Annotated in this window: 17 protein-coding genes; 8 read left to right on the forward strand and 9 right to left on the reverse strand. The window is 68.3% G+C overall.

Translation table 11 applies throughout. The features are described from left to right. Positions 1–193: 193 nt before the first annotated feature. A complete protein-coding gene (locus tag ENSA5_RS08740) occupies positions 194–988 on the reverse strand; it encodes a hypothetical protein (RefSeq protein ID WP_146155486.1) in 795 nt (264 codons plus the stop codon). A 196-nt stretch (positions 989–1,184) separates the two neighbouring features. On the opposite strand from ENSA5_RS08740, the gene ENSA5_RS08745 reads away from it, so the two are divergent. Together ENSA5_RS08745 and ENSA5_RS39905 are read left to right on the forward strand one after the other, a co-directional pair. Further along, complete coding sequence (locus ENSA5_RS08745) at positions 1,185–1,445, forward strand: PAAR domain-containing protein (RefSeq protein ID WP_106391177.1); 261 nt, start codon at positions 1,185–1,187, stop codon at positions 1,443–1,445. After that, positions 1,445–1,765, forward strand: coding sequence for a DUF7919 family protein (locus ENSA5_RS39905; RefSeq protein ID WP_444843366.1), 321 nt, complete (start codon positions 1,445–1,447; stop codon positions 1,763–1,765). The genes ENSA5_RS08745 and ENSA5_RS39905 overlap by 1 nt, the downstream gene beginning before the upstream one ends. Before the next feature lie 116 nt (positions 1,766–1,881). Here ENSA5_RS39905 and ENSA5_RS08750 read toward each other — a convergent pair whose 3' ends face one another. The 4 genes from ENSA5_RS08750 to ENSA5_RS08765 form a co-directional block, all read right to left on the reverse strand. After that, complete coding sequence (locus ENSA5_RS08750) at positions 1,882–2,439, reverse strand: hypothetical protein (RefSeq protein WP_106391178.1); 558 nt, start codon at positions 2,437–2,439, stop codon at positions 1,882–1,884. A 103-nt stretch (positions 2,440–2,542) separates the two neighbouring features. Next, a complete protein-coding gene (locus ENSA5_RS08755) occupies positions 2,543–3,343 on the reverse strand; it encodes an SDR family NAD(P)-dependent oxidoreductase (RefSeq protein ID WP_106391179.1) in 801 nt (266 codons plus the stop codon). After that, positions 3,343–3,750, reverse strand: a complete 408-nt coding sequence (locus tag ENSA5_RS08760) for a hypothetical protein (RefSeq protein WP_106391180.1) — start codon at positions 3,748–3,750, stop codon at positions 3,343–3,345. Before ENSA5_RS08760 ends, ENSA5_RS08755 begins: the two co-directional genes overlap by 1 nt. Positions 3,751–3,761: 11 nt before the next feature. Then, positions 3,762–5,210 carry an MFS transporter gene (locus tag ENSA5_RS08765; RefSeq protein WP_373422430.1) on the reverse strand — a complete coding sequence of 483 codons (1,449 nt, stop codon included), beginning with the start codon at positions 5,208–5,210 and terminating at the stop codon, positions 3,762–3,764. 215 nt (positions 5,211–5,425) lie between these two features. Here ENSA5_RS08765 and ENSA5_RS08770 point away from each other — a divergent pair, with 215 nt between their 5' ends. From ENSA5_RS08770 to ENSA5_RS08780, 3 genes are all read left to right on the forward strand, one after another. Beyond that, complete coding sequence (locus ENSA5_RS08770; protein ID WP_181197539.1) at positions 5,426–8,563, forward strand: TonB-dependent receptor; 3,138 nt, start codon at positions 5,426–5,428, stop codon at positions 8,561–8,563. Between the two features lie 11 nt (positions 8,564–8,574). Then, a complete protein-coding gene (locus tag ENSA5_RS08775; protein ID WP_106391182.1) occupies positions 8,575–9,348 on the forward strand; it encodes a hypothetical protein in 774 nt (257 codons plus the stop codon). 275 nt (positions 9,349–9,623) lie between these two features. Further along, positions 9,624–9,980: a hypothetical protein gene (locus ENSA5_RS08780; RefSeq protein WP_181197540.1), complete on the forward strand. Its 357-nt coding sequence runs from the start codon at positions 9,624–9,626 to the stop codon at positions 9,978–9,980. Positions 9,981–10,900: 920 nt separating this feature from the next. Here ENSA5_RS08780 and ENSA5_RS08785 read toward each other — a convergent pair. Then, entirely contained in the window at positions 10,901–12,445 is a 1,545-nt protein-coding gene (locus ENSA5_RS08785) for a carbon-nitrogen hydrolase family protein (RefSeq protein ID WP_106391184.1), read from the reverse strand. Positions 12,446–12,555: 110 nt separating this feature from the next. On the opposite strand from ENSA5_RS08785, the gene ENSA5_RS08790 reads away from it, so the two are divergent. Further along, positions 12,556–15,150 (forward strand): protein kinase domain-containing protein, encoded by a 2,595-nt coding sequence (locus tag ENSA5_RS08790; RefSeq protein WP_181197541.1) that lies wholly within the window; start codon positions 12,556–12,558, stop codon positions 15,148–15,150. Positions 15,151–15,182: 32 nt separating this feature from the next. On the opposite strand, the gene ENSA5_RS08795 is transcribed toward ENSA5_RS08790, so the two are convergent. The 3 genes from ENSA5_RS08795 to ENSA5_RS08805 form a co-directional block, all read right to left on the reverse strand. Next, a complete protein-coding gene (locus ENSA5_RS08795; protein ID WP_106391186.1) occupies positions 15,183–16,433 on the reverse strand; it encodes a DUF4215 domain-containing protein in 1,251 nt (416 codons plus the stop codon). A 122-nt stretch (positions 16,434–16,555) separates the two neighbouring features. Next, positions 16,556–17,833 carry an RCC1 domain-containing protein gene (locus ENSA5_RS08800; RefSeq protein ID WP_106391187.1) on the reverse strand — a complete coding sequence of 426 codons (1,278 nt, stop codon included), beginning with the start codon at positions 17,831–17,833 and terminating at the stop codon, positions 16,556–16,558. Further along, the gene (locus ENSA5_RS08805) at positions 17,830–20,238 is read right to left on the reverse strand and encodes an FG-GAP repeat protein (RefSeq protein WP_146155489.1); all 2,409 of its coding nucleotides are present in this window, start codon (positions 20,236–20,238) and stop codon (positions 17,830–17,832) included. The genes ENSA5_RS08800 and ENSA5_RS08805 overlap by 4 nt, the downstream gene beginning before the upstream one ends. Before the next feature lie 416 nt (positions 20,239–20,654). On the opposite strand from ENSA5_RS08805, the gene ENSA5_RS08815 reads away from it, so the two are divergent. Then, entirely contained in the window at positions 20,655–21,119 is a 465-nt protein-coding gene (locus tag ENSA5_RS08815; protein ID WP_146155490.1) for a hypothetical protein, read from the forward strand. Between the two features lie 544 nt (positions 21,120–21,663). After that, positions 21,664–22,860 (forward strand): sensor histidine kinase, encoded by a 1,197-nt coding sequence (locus ENSA5_RS08820; protein ID WP_146155491.1) that lies wholly within the window; start codon positions 21,664–21,666, stop codon positions 22,858–22,860. The last annotated feature ends 141 nt before the right edge of the window (positions 22,861–23,001 follow it).

Below are 23,001 nucleotides of genomic sequence, written 5' to 3' on the forward strand. Positions count from 1 at the left end.
TTTAGGGGGCCACGGAGGCGACTGCGAAGCTCATCCCAGCCCACCGAGGGAGGGAGCGGAGCGAGCGACCGACCGGCCGCTTGCGGCCGTGCGTGGCAGAGTCGCTGACGCCTGTGGGGGTCTAAAGAAGCCGCTGGCGCCTGTGGGGGTCTAAAGAAGTCGCTGGCGCCTGTGGGGGTCTAAAGAAGCCGCTTCAGAGGCAGGTGTCGGTCGCGTCGTCGCAGGAGTTGCAGCAGCCGGAGCCTTGGTAGCCGCACGTGGTCCCGGGTCCGTGGCAGCTGTCGAAGATGACCGTGAGCATGCCCGAGCGGGCCTCGTCGTCGGCGACCCTGAGCTCGACCCGCCGGTAGCTCCCAGCCGGAACCGTGGTCTCGATGGTCGGGCCCTCGAAGTCCATGTAGTCGGCGGCGCTCGAGACGGTCGTCCAGCTGAGTCCGACGATCGGGGCGCCGCGTGGTGAGCTGCCCGAGCCGTTTAGGGTGATCGTCGAGCCGTCCTCGACGACGACCGTCAGGGATTGATCGCGGCCGCTGAGCTCCCCCGACGCGTCGCCAGTCCAGCTGACCGCGGGCACGGGGTAGGCCCACGCGGGATCGGGCGAGCAGAACTCGTCGCCGCCATTGCACAGGTAGTGATCGGGGCAGCCGTCCTCACAGCTCGGCTGGCAGTAGCCGTCGGACTCGTTGACCTTGGCTCCGAAGAACTCCTTGACCGGATCGAAGATCGAGTCGTAGCCGACGCAGCGCCAGCCATCGCGGCAGTCTGAGCTCAGCTCACCACCTTCGGCACACTGGCCGCTCGGACACTCGCAGCGGGAGTGCGAGCACAGTCCATAGCTGGTGCAGTGCTCGGTCGTGCAGTCGCTGTCCGACTCGCAGACCTCGCCATCGCTCGGCTCGGGATCCAACAGGCCGCAGCCCACGGCGCCGGACACCGCCAGGCCAAATCCTAGTATCAGGTACTTGCCACGATCGAAGAGTGCACCCATAGCGACCAGGCTACCAGGAAGCGGGACCGAGGAAACGCGCGCTGCGCTGCGCAGTGTCGTGGGCCACGGTTCGCGGTTGGAACTGGGGCCGCGGGCAGCTTCGATCTCGCCCTTGTTGGCATGGGAGGGGCGGGAACCGAGGAGCCAACGAGGGTGAGACCGCGAAGCCGGCGATTCTGGTAGCGTCGCTGTCAGCATGCCCCTCGCGGCCAAACACTTCGACATCATCATTGGTGTCGACGTCCATATCGTCCAGCCGCCTGGCACCGTGCCGCCTGCTCCGGTGCCGCACCCCTTCGTCGGGATTGTATTCGACCCCTTCGACTACATCCCCTTGCTCGGCTCCACGGTCACGGTCAACGGTCTGCCGCGCGCGCAGGCGGGCAGCGCAGGGCTGCCGATCCCCTCGCACATCCCGATCGGCGGGGTGTTCGTCAGACCGCCGGGCAACGTGTGATGTGGCGGCAAGAAGAACTGAAATTGGGATCTGGGCAGATACGAGTGCTGCACGGGGCGACCTGGTATGCGTCGCCCAACTTGATTGTTCACTACGTCGCCGAGCACGAGTACCGCCCGCCAGATGTATTCCTTGATGCGGTGTTCAACGGACCGCAGCCCGCCACTCAAGAGTATGCGGACGCACTCTACGACTTGCAGACCAGCCGACCACTGCCACCGGGTGAGCTGGGAAGGATGCGGCGGTCTCATCTGCGTGCAGACGCAAGAAAGGCGGCCAAGCGCTACGGAACGCGGCCGCCCGAGCGGGGCGAGGGCTGACCCGCTCACCGCGCCAGTCGCTGCCGAGCATACGGACCAAGCGCCGCGCCACGCCCACGCGCGGGGCCTCGAGCGCGCCCGGCATGTCGAGGGCGGCGTGGACAGCTCGGACCCGCTCATGGTCGAGCGTCTCGAGGCGTGGGGCCTCGGCTCGGTCGATCACGACGACCCGGACGCCCGCTGGCACGACCGAGGCGGCGCGGCGCAGCCACTCGGCGAAGACCGGCGGATCGGCGATCTCGGCCGGCCACAAGACCAGGACTAGCAGCCCGGGGTGCTAGGGCCTCGACGATCTCACCGAGGTGACGCACGACCGCCGCGCAGGTGTGCATGAGCGCGCCGATATCGGTGACCGTCGACTCCGCCCCGGCCGCGACCCACGGTTGCAGCCCCATGGCCTCGAGCTCGGGGCTCATCGCCTGGAGCTGGCGATCGAGGTTGAGGCGCAGCTCATGGCCGTAGCCTCCGCCGACGAAGGGCTCATTGAACGCAAAGAACAACGCCGACAGCTCGCCCTCGTCGTCGTCCTCGATCGCGAGGAAGGCCTCGAACATCCGTCGCTCGTCGTCGCGCAGGAGCCAGCGAAGCACGCGCGCGTCCGGGTCGGCGATGAAGGTGTCCCACTGGCTGTAGAGCTGGGCGAGTCTGGCCTCGATCGGTGTTCGCGCGCTCACCCGGCCACGGTGGCATGTCAGACCGCTCTTCGCCAGGGTTCTCGCGCCATCGAACACGCTCGACGAGCGCCGCCGCGCTTCCCCACGAAGAAGGGAAGTTCGTTCAGGCCGGCCGCTGCCAGCCCGTGCTGACCGTCAGCCACCGCACCAGCCGCGGCGCCATCCACAGCAGCACCAAGATCACCGAGAGCATGAAGGGTCGCATGAACAGCTGCCGCTCGCTCCGGATCGCCTTGACCATCGCGGCCCCAACTTGCTCGGGGGTCATCGTCGGGATCAGCACGTTGGCGATCCCGGGCAGGCGCTCCTCGGCGCCGGGGTTGTTCGCCCAGTAGTCCGAGCTGACCTCGCCGAACATCGCCTCGGTCACCTTGACGCCGGTCCCGCGCAGGTCCGCGCGCAGGCCCTCGTTGAACCCGCGCAGGGCCCAGCGGCAGGCCGCGTAGCCCGTGCACCCGCCGGCCACGACCCGGCTCATCGGTGACTGGACGTTGACGATCAACCCGCTGCGGCGCTCGATCATCGCCGGGAGGAACGCCCGGGTCACGAAGAAGGCGGCGAAGTAGGGCGCCTGCATCATCTGCACGGCCTCCTCGATCGGGGTCTCGTCGACGCTCAGCCAGCGGCCGGCGCCAGCGTTGTTGACGATCACGTCGGGCAGGCCGAGCTCGGCGCTGACCTGCTCGCCGAGGGCCATGACCGCGGCCGGATCCGAGAGATCGCAGGGCCGGACGTGGGCCTCGCCGCCCGCGGCGCTGATCTCGTCGGCGAGGGCCTGGAGCTTGGACTCGGTCCGGGCGACGAGGATCACCCGCGCGCCGCTTTGGGCCAGCGCGCGCGAGGTGGCGGCGCCGATGCCCTGGCTGGCCCCGGTGACGATGACGAGCTTTCCCCTGACGTCCATTATTGTGTCTGCTTTCGGTGGCGCGCCCACACGTACAAAAAGAACAGGCCGAAGGCGCCGTCGACGATCCCGTAGCCGCTAAAGAAGAACCCGGTCAGCCAGTCGCGGGCCCAGATGTCGCCGAGCTCGGAGCCGTGCTCGCGCAGCCACATGAGCCAGGCGCCCGCGTAGAAGGCCTTCTCGAGCGCGAACACCAGCGCGACCTTGGCCGCGTGCTCGAAGGCGTCGGCGAGCGCGACGTAGGCCAGGCCCCACACGCAGATCAGGATCACGCCGGGGTCGCCAAACAGGGCCGGGTCGAGCTCGCGCAGGAGCTCGTTGGTCAGTCCGCGGCTGATCAAGATCATGCCGAAGATGTTGGTCGCGCCCGCGACATGGAACCCGCGGCGGATCGTCTCGGACGACATGGGCAACGCTATCACGCGGCCGCGGCCTTGGCCCTGGCCTCGGCGTCGATGCGCTTGACCACGCGGCCGTAGATGACCAGGCCGATCGCCGAGACCGCCGCGATGCCGACGAACACGAACCAGATGTAGTGGGCGTGGGCGTAGGCCTCGGGCATCGGGCCCTCGCCGGCGATCGCCTTGGCGTACTGGGCCTGGTCGGCGGCCGAGAGCGTGCGCGGGGCCGGGCAAAACGCGTCGAGCAAGAAGCCCGAGGTCACGAAGCCGAGCAGCGAGGCCAAGAAGGAGTGCAGGTGCGAGAAGCCGAGGTACATGCCCTCTTCGCCCTTGGGCGCCTGGAGCGAGAAGTACTCCAAAAAGCGCGGCGAGATGAAGCTCTCGGCCAGGCCCTGGATCGCAATGCCGACGACCATCATGAACGCGACGGGGTGGAGGCCCAAGATCGTGCCGCCGTCGCCCCCAAGCTCCATCATGTTGCCCGAGGCCATGCAAAACGCCGAGATCGGCATGATGAACATGCCGATCGTCATCGAGGTGAGCGCCCGCCTTCGGCTCATCGCGCGCGTGACCAGGCCGACGGTCAGGACCACGATCGCCGGGTTGACGTTGGCGTACCAAGAAGGCGACGCGCCCTCGCCGGCCATGCGCAGCACGTACTTGGGCATCGTCGCGTAGAGCTGGTGCTGGACCATCCAAAAGCCCGTGATGATCACGATCAGCGTGACCAGGCGGGTCTGCTTGAGGACCGCGAGCAGCGCCTGCCAGATCTCGGCGATCGACTTTTGTTGCTCGTTCGATTCGCGCTCCTTGTAGAGCAGCAAGATCAACACGAAGGCGAGCGCGGTCATGCTGGCCGCGAACAGGTTGAGCACGACCAGGCCCTCGTTGCCCATGCTCTCGCGCAGAGGCTTGACGAGGGTCTTGCCGCCGAAGGCCCCGACGTTGACCATCGCGTAGAAGATCGAGTAGCCGCGGGCCCGCGTCGACGGGGTCGTCTCGCGGGCCACGGTCCCGGTGATCACCGACTTGATGAACGAGCCGCCCACCATGATCAAGACCATGATCGGGAGGAACAGCCACTTGTACCAGCTGGTGTCGAGGCCGGTGAACTCGACCTCGCGCCCGTAGCTGACGAGGCCCGCGAGCTCGAACAGGCGCGGGAGCAGCCACATCGAGCCGTAGCCGAGGGTCAGGAGGAAGAAGGCGAACAGCAAGGCGTTGCGAAACCCGATCTTGTCGGCGTAGGCGCCCGAGAAGGTCGGGAGGAAGTAGAGCCCGGCCGAGAACACGCCCGAGATCGTCGCGGCCTCGATGTCGCTGAAGCCGAAGATCCGGCTCAAGTACAAGGTAATCGCGACGAACACGCCGTACCAGGCGGCGCGCTCGAGCAGCTCGACGGCGTTGGCGGTCCAAAACGCGCGCGAGAACTTCGCGGACTCGGGGGGCTCGGTCGACTCACTCATGCAGCGGCTCGGATGGTCGCGCAAAACCTTCACCGACGAAAGTCGATGGGCGCCGCCTCGCCGAAGATCGGGCTTCCCCGCCGATGACCGAGGCGCCGCGGTCCTTCGAGGCGGCCGCGGGTCCGCGCGAAGGCCGAGGGTCGGCAAAAGATTCAGGCCCGGTCCAGGCGTCGCCGCGAGGCCATGGGGCTACAAGCTCGGGGTCGAGGACCAAAATGCGCAGGCCTGCTCTGACAGCGATCCTCGGCGTGGTTGGCGCGCAGATCGTGATGGTCTCCACGGCCGAGGCCGGACCCAACGACGCCGTCCTGACCGGGGTCGTCCGCGACCCCGAGACCAAAGAAGGCATCGAGGGCGCGATCGTGGTCGTCACGGGCGAGAAGCTCCAGGGCGAGCGCTCGATGGTCACCGACGCGACGGGTCTGTATCGGATCCCCGATCTGCCGCCCGGGACCTACGAGGTTTTGGTCCTCCACGCCGACAGCCGGCCCCGGCGGCGCGAGGAGCTCCAGCTGCGGGCCGGCCAGACCACGCGGATCAACTTCACCCTCCAGCGCGTCGAGGATGAGCCGACCACGCTGATCGTGAGCTCGCCGCCGGTCGACACGACCTCGAGCTCGACGGGCTTTGCGATCGACAGCGAGATGGCCCGGCGGGTGCCGATCGCCCAGCCAACGGGGAAGGGCGGGGCCAACCGCTCGTTCGAGGCCGTCGCCGAAGCCACGCCCGGGGCCGCGGGCGATCTCTACGGCACCTCGATCGCCGGGACCAGCTCGCCCGAGAACAAGTATTACATCGACGGTCTGTCCGTGAACGACCCGGGCTTTGGGCTCAACGGGACCAGCTTGACGGTCGAGTTCCTCGAGGACGTGCGGGTCGAGGCCGGCGGCTACATGCCGGAGTTTGGCCGGGCGACGGGCGGCATCCTCAACGCGGTCACGAAGTCGGGGTCGAACGAATTCCATGGCGGGGTCTGGGCCTACTACTCGCCCGGCCGACTCGAGGGCTACCGCAAGCAGCCGGTCCGCGAGGGGGCGACGATCCAGGCCGAGCGTCAGCTCCTGTGGCTCGGCGACACCGGCTTCGACTTCGGCGGGCGCATCGTCCGGGACAAGCTGTGGTTTTACGGCGGCGTCAGCATCTCGCGCACGGCCTACGACATCGCGACGACCTGGAACCGCCTCGTCGTCGACCCGGACACGGGGGAGGTGCTCAGCGACGCCGCGACCGGCTTCAAGCGCAGCGAGCGGATTCCGGGGACCGAGGCCCACCGCAAGGCCCAGGGCACGACCCTCCAGACGCTGGCCAAGCTGACCTACTCGCCGGCCAAGAACCACACCCTCGAGCTCTTGGGGATCTTCGCGCCGACGAGCTCGGGCGGCAACCGGACCTTTGGCCTCGACGCGGCGACGGGCAACCCCGAGGTCGCGTCGGTGCTCGGGACCTACGACAGCCTGGCTCACCGCTACCGCAACGACGCCGCGGATCTCCAGCTGCAGTGGAAGGTGCTCGCCGACGACAACCGCTGGGACGTCTCGACGACCCTCGGCTGGCACTACCAGGTCAACCAGAGCATGCCCCACGACCGCAGCGTGCTCGGCTCGGGCGAGGGCCTGGCCGGGACCCCGGGGACGACGTATCGGCGCAACACCCCCGAGGTCCACTCGGTCACCGATTTCATCGATCTGCCGGGCGACGCGGCGTCGGACGCTTGCGATCCCTGGGTCGACCCCGTCGACGCGTCGCGGCGCACGATCACCTGCCCGGCGACCCTGTTTCGCGTCGGCGGGCCGGGCTTCATCAACGATCGCCGCCTGAGCCGCGTGCAATTTCGGTCCAACGCCGCGCGCCTGGCGATCGGCGCGGGGCACCACCTCATCAAGTTCGGCCTCGACTTCGAATACATGCAGTACGACAGCGAGCGCGGCTACTCGGGCACGACCCTCTACCGCGAGGACCCGAGCGGCCAGGCCTTCCTCGATCTGCGCCGCTACGGCTACCTGAGCGGACCCGACGAGGCCACGATCCTCCCGAGCCTGCGCTGGCGGGTGTTCTCGACCACGATCGGCGGCTACCTCCAGGACAGCTGGTCGATCATGGACAAGGTCACGCTCAACGTCGGCCTGCGCTACGACGCCCAGCACCTGTTCGGTGGCGACGGCCGCCTGTCGATGGCCTTGCCCAACCAGGTCTCGCCGCGGGTGGGCGTGATCTGGGATCCAACCCAGGTCGGCAAGGCCAAGATCTTCGCCAACTACGCCCGCTTTTATCAGAGCGTGCCCCTCAACCTGGCCGACCGCGCGGGCTCGGGGGAGCCGAGCATTCGCCGCTACTACGACGCGTCGATCTGCGACCCTTCGGACCCCGAGAGCCACGCCGAAGACTGCCAGTCCGACGCGAGCCGTGTCGCGATCGCCGGCCCCGCCGACCCCGATCGCTATTGGCTCGGCTACGGCGCGGGCAAGACCGCGATCGATCCGGATCTTCGGCCGCAGTCGAGCGACGAGATCGTCGCGGGCGGCGAGTACGAGATCCTCCCCGGCGCCAGGCTCGGCGTCAATTACACCCACCGCTGGCTCAACCGCGTGATCGAAGACATGAGCCGCGACGAGGCCACGACCTACTTCATCGGCAACCCTGGCTACGGGATCGCCAAGGACTTCCCCAAGGGCAAGCGTGTCTACGACGCCGTCATCATCTATTTCGACAAGCGCTTCGCCCGGAGCTGGCTGGTCTCGGGCAGCTACACCCTGGCCTGGCTCCGGGGCAACATCGCCGGGTTGTTCCGGCCCGAGACCGGCCAGCTCGATCCGAACATCAATTCGGACTTCGACCTCGTCTCGCTCCTCGCCAACCGCTTTGGCCCGCTGCCCGGTGACCGTCGCCACACGGTCAAGCTGTTCGCGGCTGGCGAGATCGCCCTCGGCAAGGGCCACGCGTTGATGCTCGGCGGCGCGTTTCGGGCGTCGTCGGGGGCGCCGACCAACGTGCTCGGATCCCACGAGATCTACGGGACCGGCGAGGCCTTCTTGATCCCGCGCGGGGCGGGCGAGCGGCTGCCCTGGGTGTTTCGCCTCGACACCAACATCGGCTACCGCAAGCACTTCACCGACGATCTGGCGGTCGCCGTGACGATGGACGTGTTCAACGTCGTCAACTTTCAGGCGGTGACCGCGGTCGACCAGTCCTACACCTATTCGGATGTCGTCCCGATCGAGGGCGGTACGCTCGCGGACCTCGAGGGCTACACCGACGGCAGCGGCGAGCCGATTGTGAAGAACCCGAACTTTGGTAAACCCTCGGCCTATCAGTCACCGCGCTTGTTTCGCTTTGGCGTGCGCCTGGACTTTTGATCGGAGGAACGATGCTCACTCGCTCCATCATGTTGTCGACGAGCTTCGCGTTCGCGGCCGCGGCGACGGTCGCGTTCGGGGCCAGCTGCGCCCAGCCGGTCCTCAACTGCACCAGCGCGCACGGAGCCTTCGCGGCCGAGTACTCCCTCACGAAGGGCGATCCGGACGCGGCCTGCGCCCAGCTTCAGGGCGACGTCCTCGGGATCCAGACCTACTTCCAAGCTGGCGGTCCCAACGGGACCCCGGACTATCAGCGCGCCAAAGTGGCGATCCGCCCGCGCTCGCTCGGGGCCAGGATCGACGACGCCGCCGCGCGCGGTGTCATCGACGCCGACGAGCTGTTTCATCGTGCGAACGCCGTCGGCGCGTTCACGGCGGGGTTCCCCGACGACCAGAGCTTTTGCCAGGTCGAGGACTTCGCCGACGCGGAGGTCTCGCTGCCCGAGCTCCCCGCGGTGCCCGATGACGCAAAGACCCCCGACGAGGACGAGAGCCGGCCCGCGGAGCCTGCAAGCGAGATCCGCTATCGCTGGAGCGGCGCCCGCTTCGTGGTCTCGGCCGACGCCCAGGGCACCCAGTTCGAGGCCGAGCTCGAGCTTCGCCAGGACGGCTGCGAGGCCGAATACCACGTCGTCGGGGTTTACCCCTCGGTCGCCTGCGAGACCGACGAGGAATGCAACGACGAGACCAACGGCATCAACCCGGACTTCGCCCTTCGGTGCAACACCAGCCTTGGGCTGTGCGTGCTCGACAAGGAGCTGCCGGCCTACGAGGACGCGACATGAGCGAACGAAAGCGAGACTGGGTGGCGATGGTCACGGCGACCGTCACGGCGACCGTGCTGGTGGCTGCGCCGGTCACTGCGGCCGGCCGAGCTCCCGACCCCGATGACGCCGCCGAGGCGAGCGAGGAGCTAGCAGCCCGGGGTGCAATGCATCGTGTCGCCTCGCGCCGGAATTTTGGCCGAGGGCGCGGAGCCAAAACGCCGCTGTACCGGGCGTACTGCAAGTTTTGGCGACAAAGCCCTCGGCGAAAAGGCCAAGCGAGGCGGCGCGAGGCATTGCACCCCGGGCTGCTAGCCCCGGCCGAGCCTGCTTCGGTTCAGCCCTGGCGCAGGGCGGGGATCGGGCTGCTCGGCGCAGGTGGGGTGGTCGCGGGCACCGGCTTTGGCTTGACCCTCGCGTACACGATCCTCGGCGACCGCCGCCAAGGGGCCGAGGATCCCGTGCTCGCCGACATCGAAGAGCTCGACGCCTCGGCCCGGGTCGGTGGGGCGCTGTTGGCCGCGGGCATCGCGATTGTGGCGGTCGGCGGGATCATCTTCGTGATCAGCAAGAAGAAGGCCGGGCCGCGATCGGGCGCGCGGATCCGCCTCGCCCCGACCTTCGGCGGGCTCGTCGTGTCTGGTCAATTTTGAGGGAGGCCTGGGCTCGGCCAAACCAAGCCAAGGGCTCGACGACCAGCCCTTCGGCGCGCGCGTGGTGGCGCTCTGCACGCGCTTCAGGCCTCGAGTTTCGCTCGGAGTAACTCGAGGGCTGGACGAGCAGCGGCTCGACTTACTCTGGGGTTGCGCCCTACACGCGTTTGCAGCGTCAAATTTCCGCCAGACCAACCCGTGCGCTGCTCGACCAGCGCTCGAGTTACCCTGAGGTTGCGCAACATGCGCGCCCTGAGCGTCCAAGTTCCGTCCGACCCAACTCGAGGGCTGCTCGGCCAGCGATCAGGTTCCCTCGCCCTCGCGCAGCTGGCTGCTCGTCGAGGCTCCAAGTTTCCCCCGACCCAACTCGAGCGCTGCTCGACCAGCGCTCGAGTTCCCTCGCCCTTACGAAGGGGTCTGCGCCTCGAGGCTCCAAGTTCCCCTCGACCCAACTCGAGCGCTGCTCGACCAGCGCTCGAGTTCTCTCGCCCTCGCGAAGGGGTCTGCGCCTCGAGCCTCCAAGTTCCCCCCGACCCAACTCGAGCGCTGCTCGACCAGCGCTCGACTTCCCTCGCCCTCGCGAAGGGGCGTGCGCGTCCACGATCCAGACTGCCCTCGACCCAACTCGCAAGCTCGACGACCAGCGCTCATGATGGTTTGCCCGAAATTTTGCCATGGAGCTCCAGTGGTCGAAGTCGGGCGGAGCGAAACGGAGCGCTCGACGAGCAGCGCTCATGATGGTTTGAGAATGTTTCGGGCCTGCGTGGCGACGATCCGAACCTACTCCGCGCCAAGATCGGAGCACGAGCGCGAGCCCTCGGGTCGCCCGGCCGAAAATTTGTGCCTCGCCGAGCACGTCGAAGCTTCGCTCGCGCCAACGGCAGCGCTGCGATTCAAGTGAGCCGCGCCCTCGGTTGGGCTCAGACCTCGTCGAGCTCGCCGCCGTCGTCGATCTTGACCTGGTACAGATCCGTGCGCCGGTCGAGCCACGGCCGCACGCTGCCGAGCTTCCGGGTCCGGCGCAGCACGGCCATGTCGAGGTCGTGGATGATCAGCGCCTCGACGTTCTCGTTGGCCTGAGCCGCGATCCCGTCGCGGGGGAAGTGGATGTCCGAGGGCGTGAGGATCGCGGCCTGGGCGTAGTGGATGTCGGCGCCCTCGACCTGGGGGAGGTTGCCGATCGGCCCGCTGAGCACGGCGTAGACGTGATTCTCAATGCAGCGGGCGGCGGCGCACGAGCGGACCCGAATGTGGGCCGCGCGGATGTCGGTGTTGTAGGGCACGAACAAGATCTGCGCGCCGCGGCCCGTGGCCACGCGGGCGAGCTCGGGGAACTCGACGTCATAGCAGATCAAGATCGCAACCTTGCCCATGTCGGTGTCGAACACCCGCAGGGCGTCGCCGGGCTCGACGCCCCACCAGCGCTGCTCGGCCGGGGTGATGTGGAGCTTGTACTGCTTGTCGATCCGGCCGTCGCGGTGAAACAAATACGCGACGTTGTAGAGCCGGCCGTCCTCGACGCACAGGTGGCTGCCCGCGAGGACGTTGACGTTGTACTTGATCGCGCTGTGGTGAAAGTAGTCGACGTAATCGTCGGTGAAGCGATCGAGGTTGCGGGCCTGAATCGCGGGTCGGTCCGGCGGGACGAGCCCGAGCAGCTGGTTGGTGAGCAGCTCCGGGAACAGCACGAAGTCACAGTGGTAGTCGGCCGCGGTGTCGATGAAGAACTCGCACTGGGTCGTGAATTCCTCGAAGCTCTCGACCGTGCGCATCTGGTAGTTGACCGTCGCAACCCGGACCGAGTCGGGCACGGTGCGCTCGAGCGGGGCGTAGTCGGGGTTGAGCCACTCCATCAGCACGGCGTAGCCGCCGCTTTGGCTGTCGGAGGGCAGATAACCCGGGAGCACCCGGCGGATCGAGAAGCCGTTGGCGAGCTGGGCGTTGAGGGTGGGGTCGCGGATCTCCTTGCGCACGACCTTGGCCACGTACTCGTTGATCTTCATGGTCTCGGCGTGCTTGTGGTAGTTGGGCACGCGCCCGCCGATCAGCATCCGCCGGAGGTTGCGCTCGCGGGCGAGGTCCTTGCGAGCCTCGTAGAGGCGCCGGGCGAAGCGGAGCCCGCGGCTGCGCGGCCGGACCGCGATGTCGAGGCCATAGAGCGCGTCGCCTTCGGGGTCGTGGGCCGTGGTCGGGCCGGTGATCTCGACCTCGCGGTAGGTGTGGGGGCGGTCGTAGGCCTCGCCGTTGACCAGCAGGGTGCTCGAGGTCGCAACTAGGAGGCCGTCGAGTTCGACGCAGAGCTGACCGTCGGGGAACAGCTCGAGCAGGTGGTCGAACTGAGCCTTGGTCCACGGGGCCACGCCCGGGAAGCACACGGTCTGAAGCTCGCGGACCTGCTTGTAGTCGCGCTTGCGAAGCTTGCGGACGAGGACGCGCTGCTGATCTCGGGTCCGGCGTTTGGCCATCGGCGGCGGTCTACCACGAAGCTCGGCTCGCGCCCGTGGGTTCTTGCGACCGCGCGGAGCTGCCGGGCTCCAGCCCGCGCCCGACTCGAGCGATGGTACCGTCTGTGACCGTGACCGACCTCCACCCCGATATCCGTGCGCTCGTTGGCTCGACGATCAGTGGGCGCTATCGCGTGGACGGGCTCGTCGTCGCCGACGAGAGCGGGGCGCGCTTCGAGGCCCAGCAGCTCGACCCCGCGCGGGCGGTCGGCTTGCGGGTGCTCGCGCCGGGGGCGAAAGGCTCGAGCCCGGGCGCGCCGTTCGAGGCCGAGGCGGTCGCGATCTCGAGCCTCGACCACCCCAACTGCGTGCGCGTGACAGACTCTGGCACGACCGCGAGCGGCCTCGTGTACCTGGTCACCGATCCGGTCTCGGGCCCGACCCTCGCCGACGCCGCGGCCGACGCCTGGGAGCCTCTCCGCGCGCTCGAGGTCGCGATTGAGGTGTTCGCGGCGCTCGACCACGCCCACGGCAGGGGCGTCGCCCACGGCGATCTGAAGCCCGCCGCGGTGTTCCTGACCCGCGATCCCGAAGGCCGAGAGCGGGTCGCGGTCGCCGACTTCGGGCTCGCCAAGCTGCGCGGTCCGGCTGCCGAGGTCCCGGCGGGGACCCAGGCCTACGGCTCGACTGGCGCCGCGCTGTCGGCGTCCGAGGTCGGGGCCGACGTCCACGCCGCGGCGACGATCCTCCATCAGCTCCTGGCCCAAGGCGCGCCGAAGCTCCCGTCCAGCGTGCCGCCCCAGCTCGCGCGCGCCCTCGCCAAGCTGCTCGAGGCCGCTCGCGGTCCGCGTCCACCGAGCCCGCGCGCGGTCATCGGCGAGCTCGAGGCGCTGCGCGCTCGACTCGGGGGCGCGAGCTCCGAGGAGCTCGCCACGGTCGCGGCCACGGCCACGGCCACGAGCCCGTCTGTGACCGCAGCCGACACGACCGCTCCGGTCGCGGCGCCCGAGCTCGCGGCCGGGCAGGTCATCGCCGAGCGCTTTCGCCTCGACGCCCTGGTCGGGAGCGGGGGCATGGGCGTGGTCTGGAAGGCCACCCACCTCGCGCTTCAGGCCCCGGTTGCGATCAAGCTGCTCTACCCCTCCCAGCACGACCCCGAGGAGGCTCGCGCTCGATTCCTGCGCGAGGCTCAGGCCTCGGCTGCGCTGCGCAGCAGCCACATCGTCCAGGTCCTCGACTACGGCGTCCACGAGGGCATGCCCTACCTCGTGATGGAGCTGCTCGAGGGCCGCACCCTCGCCGACCGCCTGGCCGAGGCTGGCGCGCTCAGCTTCGAGGCGACGATCGAGATCATGCGCGACGTGTGCACGGCCGTCGCGCGGGCCCACGAGGGTGAGGTGATCCACCGCGACCTCAAGCCCGCGAACATCTTCTTGGTCCAGGATCTCGACCGCGAGCGCGCCAAGGTCCTCGACTTTGGCATCGCCAAGATCGTCGGCCGTGGCCCCGCTTTGGAGCTCGCCACGACCCAGACCGGCGCGGTGCTCGGCACGCCTTACTACATGAGCCCCGAGCAGCTGCAAGAGAGCAAGTCCGTCGACCATCGCTCGGATCTGTGGTCGCTCGGCGTGATCACCTACCAGTGCCTGACTGGCAGTCGGCCGTTCGACTCGCGCAGCCTCGCCGAGCTGTGTGTCTCGATCACGACCCGCGATCCGGTCGCGCCCGAGGAGTTGGCCGCGCTGCCCCGCGGCGTGGATGCGTGGATGCGCAAGGCGCTGGCGCGAGACCCTGCGCAGCGCTTTGACTCGGTCCAGGACATGTTCTCCGCGCTGCGCGACATCGAGGCCGGACACGCGCCGGCTCCGGCGGCCGAGCGCCTGTACGACCGCGCAGGCCCCAGCGAGCGCGAGTTCGAGCTTCGGCCCAACCTCGGACCCGACCTCGTCTTGGAGGAGCCTGTCGAGGCGCCGCCGACCCCCTCGCCCGCGGTCGTCGGCTATCGATCGAGCCCCGACGTCAAGCGCGAGCGAAGCTACTGGCCGCTGATCCTGCTCGGGGTCGGGCTCGCCGTCCTCGTGGTCGCCTATGTCTTCATGGGCCGGGGTTCGGAGCCGAGCTCGGAAGCTGCGCCCGCGCCGGGCGAGTCGCCCGAGGTCGCGGCCTCCGATCCCAAGCAAGGCAGCGAGGAAGACGCGCCCGAGGTCACCGGCTTCGGGGATCCGTGCGAGGCGGCGGACGACTGCGGCTGGGATGATCCCTGCGCGCCGACTCGCTGCGTCGGGATCGCCCAGGCGCCGGCGGGCGAGTGCGAGGGCCAGGCGGCCAGGCCAGCTCCTGGGGAGTGCGTGTGCGTCGAGCAGCACTGCGCGCTGCGGCCGAGTGAGCCCCCGCCGCCCTCTGCGGGCTGCGCGGGGGCTTTGTGCGGGCTCGATCAGGCCGCGGGCGCGTGCGTCTCGGGGTCGATGGACGAGGCCAACGAGCACCGTGAGCAGGGGCCTGCGTGCGTCTGCGACGAGGCGACCCGGCTGTGCGAGTTCAAATGGGTCGAGCCGATTGCCTGCAAGAAGGCCACCGATTGTTGGGTGACGAATGCGGCGCCCTACTATCCGATCGAGCGCCCACGCTCGATGCGCGGCAAGGACTTTCGTCCCTGCCGCGACGGCGAGTTCGCGCCGACCTGCCGCGAGGGTCGGTGCGCGTTGATCACCTACAACTGCGACTGAGGGCTCAATCTGCGGTCACGGGGCGCCGGGGTTTAGGGCGTCTCGCCGCAATAGCGCAACGAACAGACGCCGGTGTCGGGCAGCTGGTACAGGTAATAATCCCCACAGTTTACGACCTGGATCTGCGTGTTCCAGTTGCAGGTGTTGCCGCTCCAGAAGAAGCAGGCCTGCCCTTCCACGACCCCGTCGCCGGGCATCGGGTGGGGCGTCTGCAGCCAGCCGGGCGCGTCGGTCCCACACGAGAAGATCGGCGGCGCGGCCTCGGGCATCTGGGTGCCCGCGTCGCCCGTGAACCGATACCAGTTGAGCCCTTGCCACTGGGGATCGCCGCTGTTGCCGTTGTCGCAAAGGTTGAACCCGCCGTTTTGGCTGATGTTGCGGTTGGCGTTGTTGAGCTCGAGGTAGGGCTCGAAGCACTGCGGATCGCCGATCGCGACGCAGTCGGAGGTGCAGGCGTCGTCCTCGATCATGTTGCCATCGTCGCACTCCTCGACGCCCTCATGCTTGATCCCGTCGCCGCAGACCGCGGTCGTGCATGCCAGCGTGCACGCGTCGCCGTCTTCTTCGTTGCCGTCGTCGCACTCCTCCATGCCGGCCCAGACCAGGCCGTCGCCGCAGACCGCGGGGACGCAGGTCGGGTAGACGCAGCCATCGTCGCTGTCGGTGTTGCCGTCGTCGCAGGTCTCGACCCCAGCTTGGATGTAGCCGTCGCCACAAAAGGCGAGCTGGCAGGCGGGGCATTCGTCGCTCGTGACCATGTTGCCGTCGTCGCACTGCTCGCCGTCCTGGACGACTCCGTCGCCGCAGGTCCCCGGCAGGCACATGCTGTTGCAGCCGTCGGCGTCGTCGTCGTTGCCGTCGTCGCACTCCTCGACGCCCTCGTGGACGAAGCCGTCGCCGCAGCTCGCCGCGACGCAGCCCTCGACGCAGTCGTCGGTGTTGAGCGGGTTGCCGTCGTCGCACTCCTCGAAGCCCTCGTAGACGTAGCCATCGCCGCAGCTGGCGATGAAACAGTTGGGCGTGCACTGGCCGGACTCGGAGTTGTCGGGGCCGAGGTCACACTCTTCGTCGGGCTGGACGACGCCGTCGCCACAGTCGGGGTTTGGGTCGCCGTCGCCGTCGCCCGGGTCACCGTCGCCGTCGCCCGTCGACGACCCCGTCTCGCCCTTGCTGCCGTCGCCGTCGCCGCCGAAGGTCGTCACGAAGGAGTTGCTCGGATCGGCCGAGGAGCATCCGAGCGGAATAAGCAGGGTCAGACAAGGGAGCAGGGCACGGGCGTTCATACCCCCACGCTATGACAGGACGCGAGCCAGGACAAAGTCAGACTCTCGCGCACGCCCGGTGTAGACCTGCGCGTAACGCTCGATCTCCAGTGCGATTGCGGACTCGGGACACCATGTCAGCCTCAGTCGCACTCGGGCAGGAGCTCGACCTCGAATGGGATGCTCTCTTTGGGGTCGAGGGTTGGATCACCGAGGCCAAGCTGACCATACCTGCTGTCGCCCCAGCAGCGCACGCGCCCCGAGTCGAGCAGGGCACAGGTGTGGTCGAAGCCCACGGCCAGATCCACGACCTTGCCGCCGACCTCGAGATCTTCGTCGGGCGGCTCGCGCAGGGTCGAGACCTGGATCCCGTAGCCTAGCTCCCCCGCATGCGACCAGCCCCAGCAGCGGGCCCGACCGCCATCGAGCAGCACACAGGTACGCGAGCCGCCCATGAACACGGCTTGGACGGGCTCCCCGACCGGGACCGGGCCCATGTCCATCGGCGTCTCGTCGTCTCCGACGTGTTCGATGTCCCCGAAGATGTCGCCGTAGCCGAGGATGCCGGTGGCCGCGTCCTTGCCCCAACAGCGCAGGCTGTGGTCCTCGAGCAGCGCGCACCAATTGCTGCCCGAAGCGGTCAGCGCGATCGCGGCGCCGCCGAGAGGGACGTCGCCGACCTGCTCCGGGGTCTCGTCGTCACCGATCGCCTCCTGCGTGCCGTACCCCAGCCAGGTCTGGGTTCCCCAGCAGCGCACCCCACCGGAGCGCAACAACGCGCAGGTGTGATCTCCGTGCACGGTGCCACCCGCCACGATGTGAACGGCCTCGCCACCGAGCGGCACGTCGGGGAGCGCGGGGAGGATGTCGTTGGGATCTTGACCGACCCCGCGGTCGATCGAGTCGCCGTAACCCAATTCGGCGCCCGCCCCCCAGCAGCGCACCGCGCCCGTGTCGAGCAAGACGCAGGCGTGCTCAATTCCCCGGTCGATAGCGACGAGCGGCGACGGACCCCGAATCAAGAGCCCCTCGCCCGCTGTCTGCTCGGGCGTCGAGAAGGGGAAGCCCGCGGCGCCCGGCCCCCAGCAGCGGGCCTCACCCGTGTCGGAGATCGCACACTTGCTGCCGCCGAGTACCTCGAGCGAGCGGACCGACATGCCGATGTCGACAAACCCGGGCTCGCACCAGTCTTCGTCGTCACCGATGTTCTCGGACTCGCCGTAGCCGAGCCAGCCGTTGCCGCCAGCGCCCCAGCAGCGCAAGCGTCCACGTGAGTCGATCACGCAAGCCGAGCGGCCGTTGGCGACGAGATCGGTGATGTACGCGGGAGCCTCGACCTCGTCGCCGCCGCAGCCCGACCCGAGGGCGAGCGCGGACAGTGCGATTGCCCCGAGTGCGATTGCCCCGAGTCGCCGGGTCACAGCGTGGCCTCCCGGGCGATGCGAATGGCGTGGAGCAACGAGAGCTGCTCGAGGTCGCCCCAGGCGTCGGTCGTGATCGACGCGCGCCCGACGGCCGTGCACTCGAGGGCGTCGGTCGTGAGGTCGACGCCGCCCCGACCCGCGGGGACGACGTGCCACCCGATGACCGGCTCGCCCGAGCCCGGGTTGCACTGCTCATTGGGCGCCAAGATCCGCAGCGTATCCCCCTCCGGCCCCGCGATCACCTCCAGGCGCGCGCCAAGACGATCGTTGGGGTTGGCCGAACCGGCCACGCTGCCTTGACCTTGGACGAGGCTCTCATTGGCCTGCGTCGGCAGCCCGTTCACCCCACCGTAGAGTAGGTGGACTTGGCCGACATCGGCGCCCGAGACAGTGTCGTGTCCGGGCACGCCGATGGCCAGGTCCGAGCAGCTCGTGCCCGCGAGCCGACCTGCTGCGACGCTGGCCCCGAAGTGGTCGCGTGCCTCCGGGGCGTCGCCCGCTCCGGCCCGGCCCTCGTACAGCAAGTCGTTGACGGAGCTGAGACCCCCGCTGGTCCCGAACAGCACATGGACCACGCCCGCTTCGTGCTCGCCCTCGACGGTCGCCCGCGGCGAGCCGATTGCGAGGTCGTCGATGCCGTCGCAGTCGAAGTCGCCGGTCGCCAACTGCTCGGCGAAGAACGCCCACTCGTCGGCCGCGCCGCCGATCCCGGCCGTGTCTTGATCGAACACCTGATCGCCGACGGCCGTGAGCCCCGCGGGGGAGCCGTAGATGACGTGCACGCTGCCGGCCGACGACAGCGAGCTGATCGTCGCGCCCGGCGTGCCCACGGCCAGGTCATCGTAGCCGTCGCCGTTGAAGTCGCCGACCGCGAGCCCTGCGCCGAAGAAGTCTTCACACGCCGCCGTGCCGAGCACGCCGCTGCTATCGAGGCCCCAGTCGACCCGGGCGCCGTTGGGGTCGACGACGATGATCCGACCCTTGCCACAGTCGTAGTCTGGATCCGAGAAGACCTCGTAGTCGCCCCCATCCGCACCAGCGAAGGAGGCGGTGAGCGCGGTGCTCAGATACCCACCGAGCTCGCCCTCGTCGTAGATGTTGCTGAGGAAGGTGTAGGAGGACTGGTCGTAGCCGCCAGCGTAGAGATGGTTGGCGACAGCGTCGACGTCGACGGGATCCCCGAAGTCGCCCTGGTTGGCGAGGGCCAGGGTCGGCGCGACCTCGTCTTCGATCACGGCGGACAAAACCCAGGGGTGATGCGGCTTGGGCACGCTGTTGGTCACCTGGCTCAGCGGCGGCGCCTTCCAGCCACCGCACACCTGGCCGCCGGTCTCGTGCATCGAGCAGCTGTCGCCAGCGTAGCTCCCGCCAACCCCGGAGTCGATCGATGTCGGCAGCTCGCCGAGGCAGCCGCCGTGCCACTCCCACTCGTCCTCGTCGTTGAGGTCGTGGCAGGGGGTGACGTCGCGGCCCGTCTCGAACTCGATCCAGTGCAGGTATGCTGGCGCGGCCTCGTAGAGGTCCGTGTCCCCAGTGCCGTCTCCGTTGAGGTCGCCGAGCACTCGCCAGGTCCCATCGGGCAGTTGGTACAGGAGCGGGCCGCCCGAGTCGCCCCGCATGGTCGCCATCCCAAAGATCGGCGTCTCGTCCCACTCGAACGCGTAGTTGGTGACGAGCTGGGTCGGACTGCCCGGGTGGTAGTAGCCACCGTAGGGGTAGGGCGCGGACGCATGCTCCGAGTTGTCGACCTGGACATAGAAGGTCGGGTTGAACGCACGCTTGAACCCGCCCTCGTCGTCATCGGGTTCGGTGCCCATACCGACCGCTGTCACGTCTACGCCGGGGAAGTTTCCGTCGGTTGGCCCGCCGACAGGCGGGGGCGGCGTCCAGCACCCATTCTTGCCCTTGACCTGGCCCGAAGTGCAGTCGTAGGTGGTCCACAGATCCTCATGCAGCCAGTCGCGGATGCACCCGGTCGGGACCATGAGCGGGACGGTCGGAAGCGTGGCGAGCTTGGCATAGTCGGGGTCGGTCGAATCAAGCAGACAAACGGCCAGGTCCACCCCCGTGTAGTGGTAAATGTTGCCGCCCTGCGATTTAAACCTGCCTTTGGGCTGGATGAAGCACCAGCGCTGGTCCTCGACCTTGGGCTCGGGGTGCGCGGCGATGTCGATCTCGAAGCGGTCGCCGAAGGGGTCGGCGGCGCTGTCTGCGTTGCCGAAGGTGACCTTCGCGGGCTGGCTGGGGGGGAGGAGGGGGAACTCGGATGGATCGGCAACAACGCAATGCGCCGCCATCAAGACAACCCCATCCCCGAGGTACGAGCCGGTGCAGTAGGAGCTGACCCTCACCGTCGACGGGTACGCACAATCTGCGACCAGGGGGCCGGTCACGGGATCCATGGCTTGTGACGAGCAGATGGGAACGAGCGACAGAGCCAGGGTGACGCCGGTGAGCGCGAGGATTCTCCAATACACATCCGTACCCGTACCACGAGCTCATTCATGGGCAATGATGCCGAGCCCTGACAACCTTGCCGGGCGAGCGGTGGCCGGGCCCGCGGGCGGCGTGCTCGAGCAGGATCCTCGCGGGCGGCCGGGACGCCGACACCTACCGCTGGCGGCCGGGGGACGGCGACGACACGATCGATGGCGAGACCAGCGGCGAGGCGCGCGGCGATCAGTTGAGTCGCGTCGTCTCGCGTTGGCCGCCGAAGTCCATGATTGGACCGACCCCGAATTGAACACGCGGGCGCACTTTGCCCACGGCATGAATCGCACGCGCTACGGTTTGACAGACTGTTCGCCGGGGCCAGTCTGTGCCCATGACCACGTCAACAACCATCTTTGCTGTCACCGCAGCATTGCTCATCAGCGCCGCCTCCTGCCAGAATGCTCAGGTCAAAGACGAGGCCGAGGATGTCAAGGACGCGCGCGAGGACGTCAAAGACGAGAAACAAGACGTCAAGGACGAAAAAAAAGAGGTCAAGGAGGAGAAGCAGGAGGTCAAAGAACAAGAGGCCGAATACGCCAAAGACCTCGCAGACCGTGTAGCGAAGGCGGAGGAGCGCTACGCCGAACTCGGGCTACGCGCCAACAAGGTAACCGTCGGCGCGACCGACACCGCGGCCGAGAAGGAGATTGAGTCGGCCCGCGACAAGGCCAAGGCCGAGATCGACGACCTGCGCAAGGCCACGCCGACGAGCCTCGATAGCGACCTCGAGCAGCTCGAAGACGCCATGGACAAGTACGACGACTTGCTCGACAAATATGAGGGCGTCTGAGCCCAGGGGCCTGCGAAAGCCTTCCTTCAGGTCCTAGAATTTTCGTCCTGGGTTGTTTCGCGCGTCGCGCGACCTCGCCGCATGTTCACAGCAACCTGCGTTGAGCCCCCTCTTGGGGGCCACGCAGACCACCGCGAAGCTCCTACCCGCGACCGAGCGACCGGCCGCTTGCGGGCCGACACTTCTGTTCGTCGAGCTCATCCAGGCAGAGGGTTGGTCTGGGGCTTCTTGCACGCACCGATTGTCAGCCCGGCAATGGCCGCCACGGCGAGAGCGAGCGGTCCGAGCGTTCGATACGCCTTGTCGTATTTATATTTATCCATGACCGCAAATCAGCAGGCGAGCTGATACGCGATATTGTGACAGGCAGCGTGACTTGCGGTGGTGGACAGATCCAGAGCAGCCGCGCGGCGATCGGCGTCGGTCCCGACCTGGGCGGGGGCGAGCGGCGCGAGCAGCGCTGCCTGCATTGGGCAGAAAGCACGCGGCCGTGGGGCGTTATCGAACCTACGTTGGCGCGACCGAATACCGGTAGAATCCTGACGTGACCGTGCGGGAGCCTGTGGTGGTGGTCGGGACGTGGGTGGTGGCGACGGTCGGCCTCTACTTCAACGCCATCCACGAGCAGGGCATGGCGATGATCATCTGCCTCCCGGTCGCCGTCACCGCCTGGGTGTTCGGCTTTCGCGGAGCGCTCCTTGCCGCAGCCGTTGCGCTGCCCTTGGGCCTCGGCATCCTCACGCTCGGGAGCCTCGACGTCGGCGACGTACTCCGCGAGCCCTCGATGCTCGTCGGACATGTCATGACGGCCCTGCTCGGGCTGGTCATCGGCTACCTCAGCACGCTGCGGGGTCGCCTCGAGCGAGAGACCCAGCTTCGGGCCCAGAGCGAGCGCGCCGCGGTCGAGGCCGAGATGGGCGCCCACTTGGCGCGCGCGGATCGGCTGGCGATCATGGGCACGCTCGCGTCCGGTGTCGCACACGAGATCAACAACCCGCTGACCTACCTGCTCAGCAACCTCGAGTTTGCCCAGGATGACCTCCTGCAGCTGCGCGACGCCGAGGGGGTCGATCCGAAGCTCTGGGAGCGGCTGCGGATCGGTATCGACGAATCGCGCGAGGCGGTCGAACGGATCCACAAGATCACCAGCGAGCTGCAGCTCTTCGTGCGCGACCACCCGGGGACGCTGCGCTTTGTCGACATGGTCGAGGCGCTCGGGGCGTCGATCAAGCTCGCCCGCCACAAGCTCCGGGACGGAACCGAGGTCGAGGCCCGCCTCGAGCCCGTGCCCATGGTCCGGGGCGACGGCGGCAAGCTCACCCAGGTGTTCGTCAACCTGCTCGTCAACGCCGCCCAGGCGATCCCCGAAGGCCGCGGCCATGGCCGCATCGTGGTCACGCTCGGGCTCGAGCGGGTCGAGGAGACCTCGATCCTGGTGACGGTCTCCGACGACGGGCAGGGCATGTCCGCCGAGGTCGTGAGCAAGATCTTCGAGCCCTTCTTCACGACCAAGCCTCGGGGGGTGGGCACGGGCCTGGGCCTCTCGGTCAGCGCGAGCATCATCCGCAACCACGGCGGCGAGCTCGAGTGCGACAGCGAGCCCGGGCGCGGGACGACCTTTCGCGTGCGGCTCCCGACCTTCGGCGACGCCGCTGTGTCCGTCACGCCGAGCGAAGCCGCGTCGCCGCCCCCGAACCCCCAGCCCCGCGTGGCACAGTCGCTGACGGCTGTGGGGTCATAGGAACCTTCTTGCTAGCAGCCCGGGCTGCTAGGGCTAGCCCTGCGGCTCGGGCAGGCAGACCGCGCCACCTTCGATCTGCGCCTGGGTCCGGAAGGTGTTGAGATCCTGCCAGTTCGGCGGCTCGAACTGTGGGATCACCCC

Origin of the sequence: Enhygromyxa salina, assembly GCF_002994615.1 — a bacterium.
GTDB classification, from domain to species: domain Bacteria; phylum Myxococcota_A; class Polyangia; order Nannocystales; family Nannocystaceae; genus Plesiocystis; species Plesiocystis salina_A.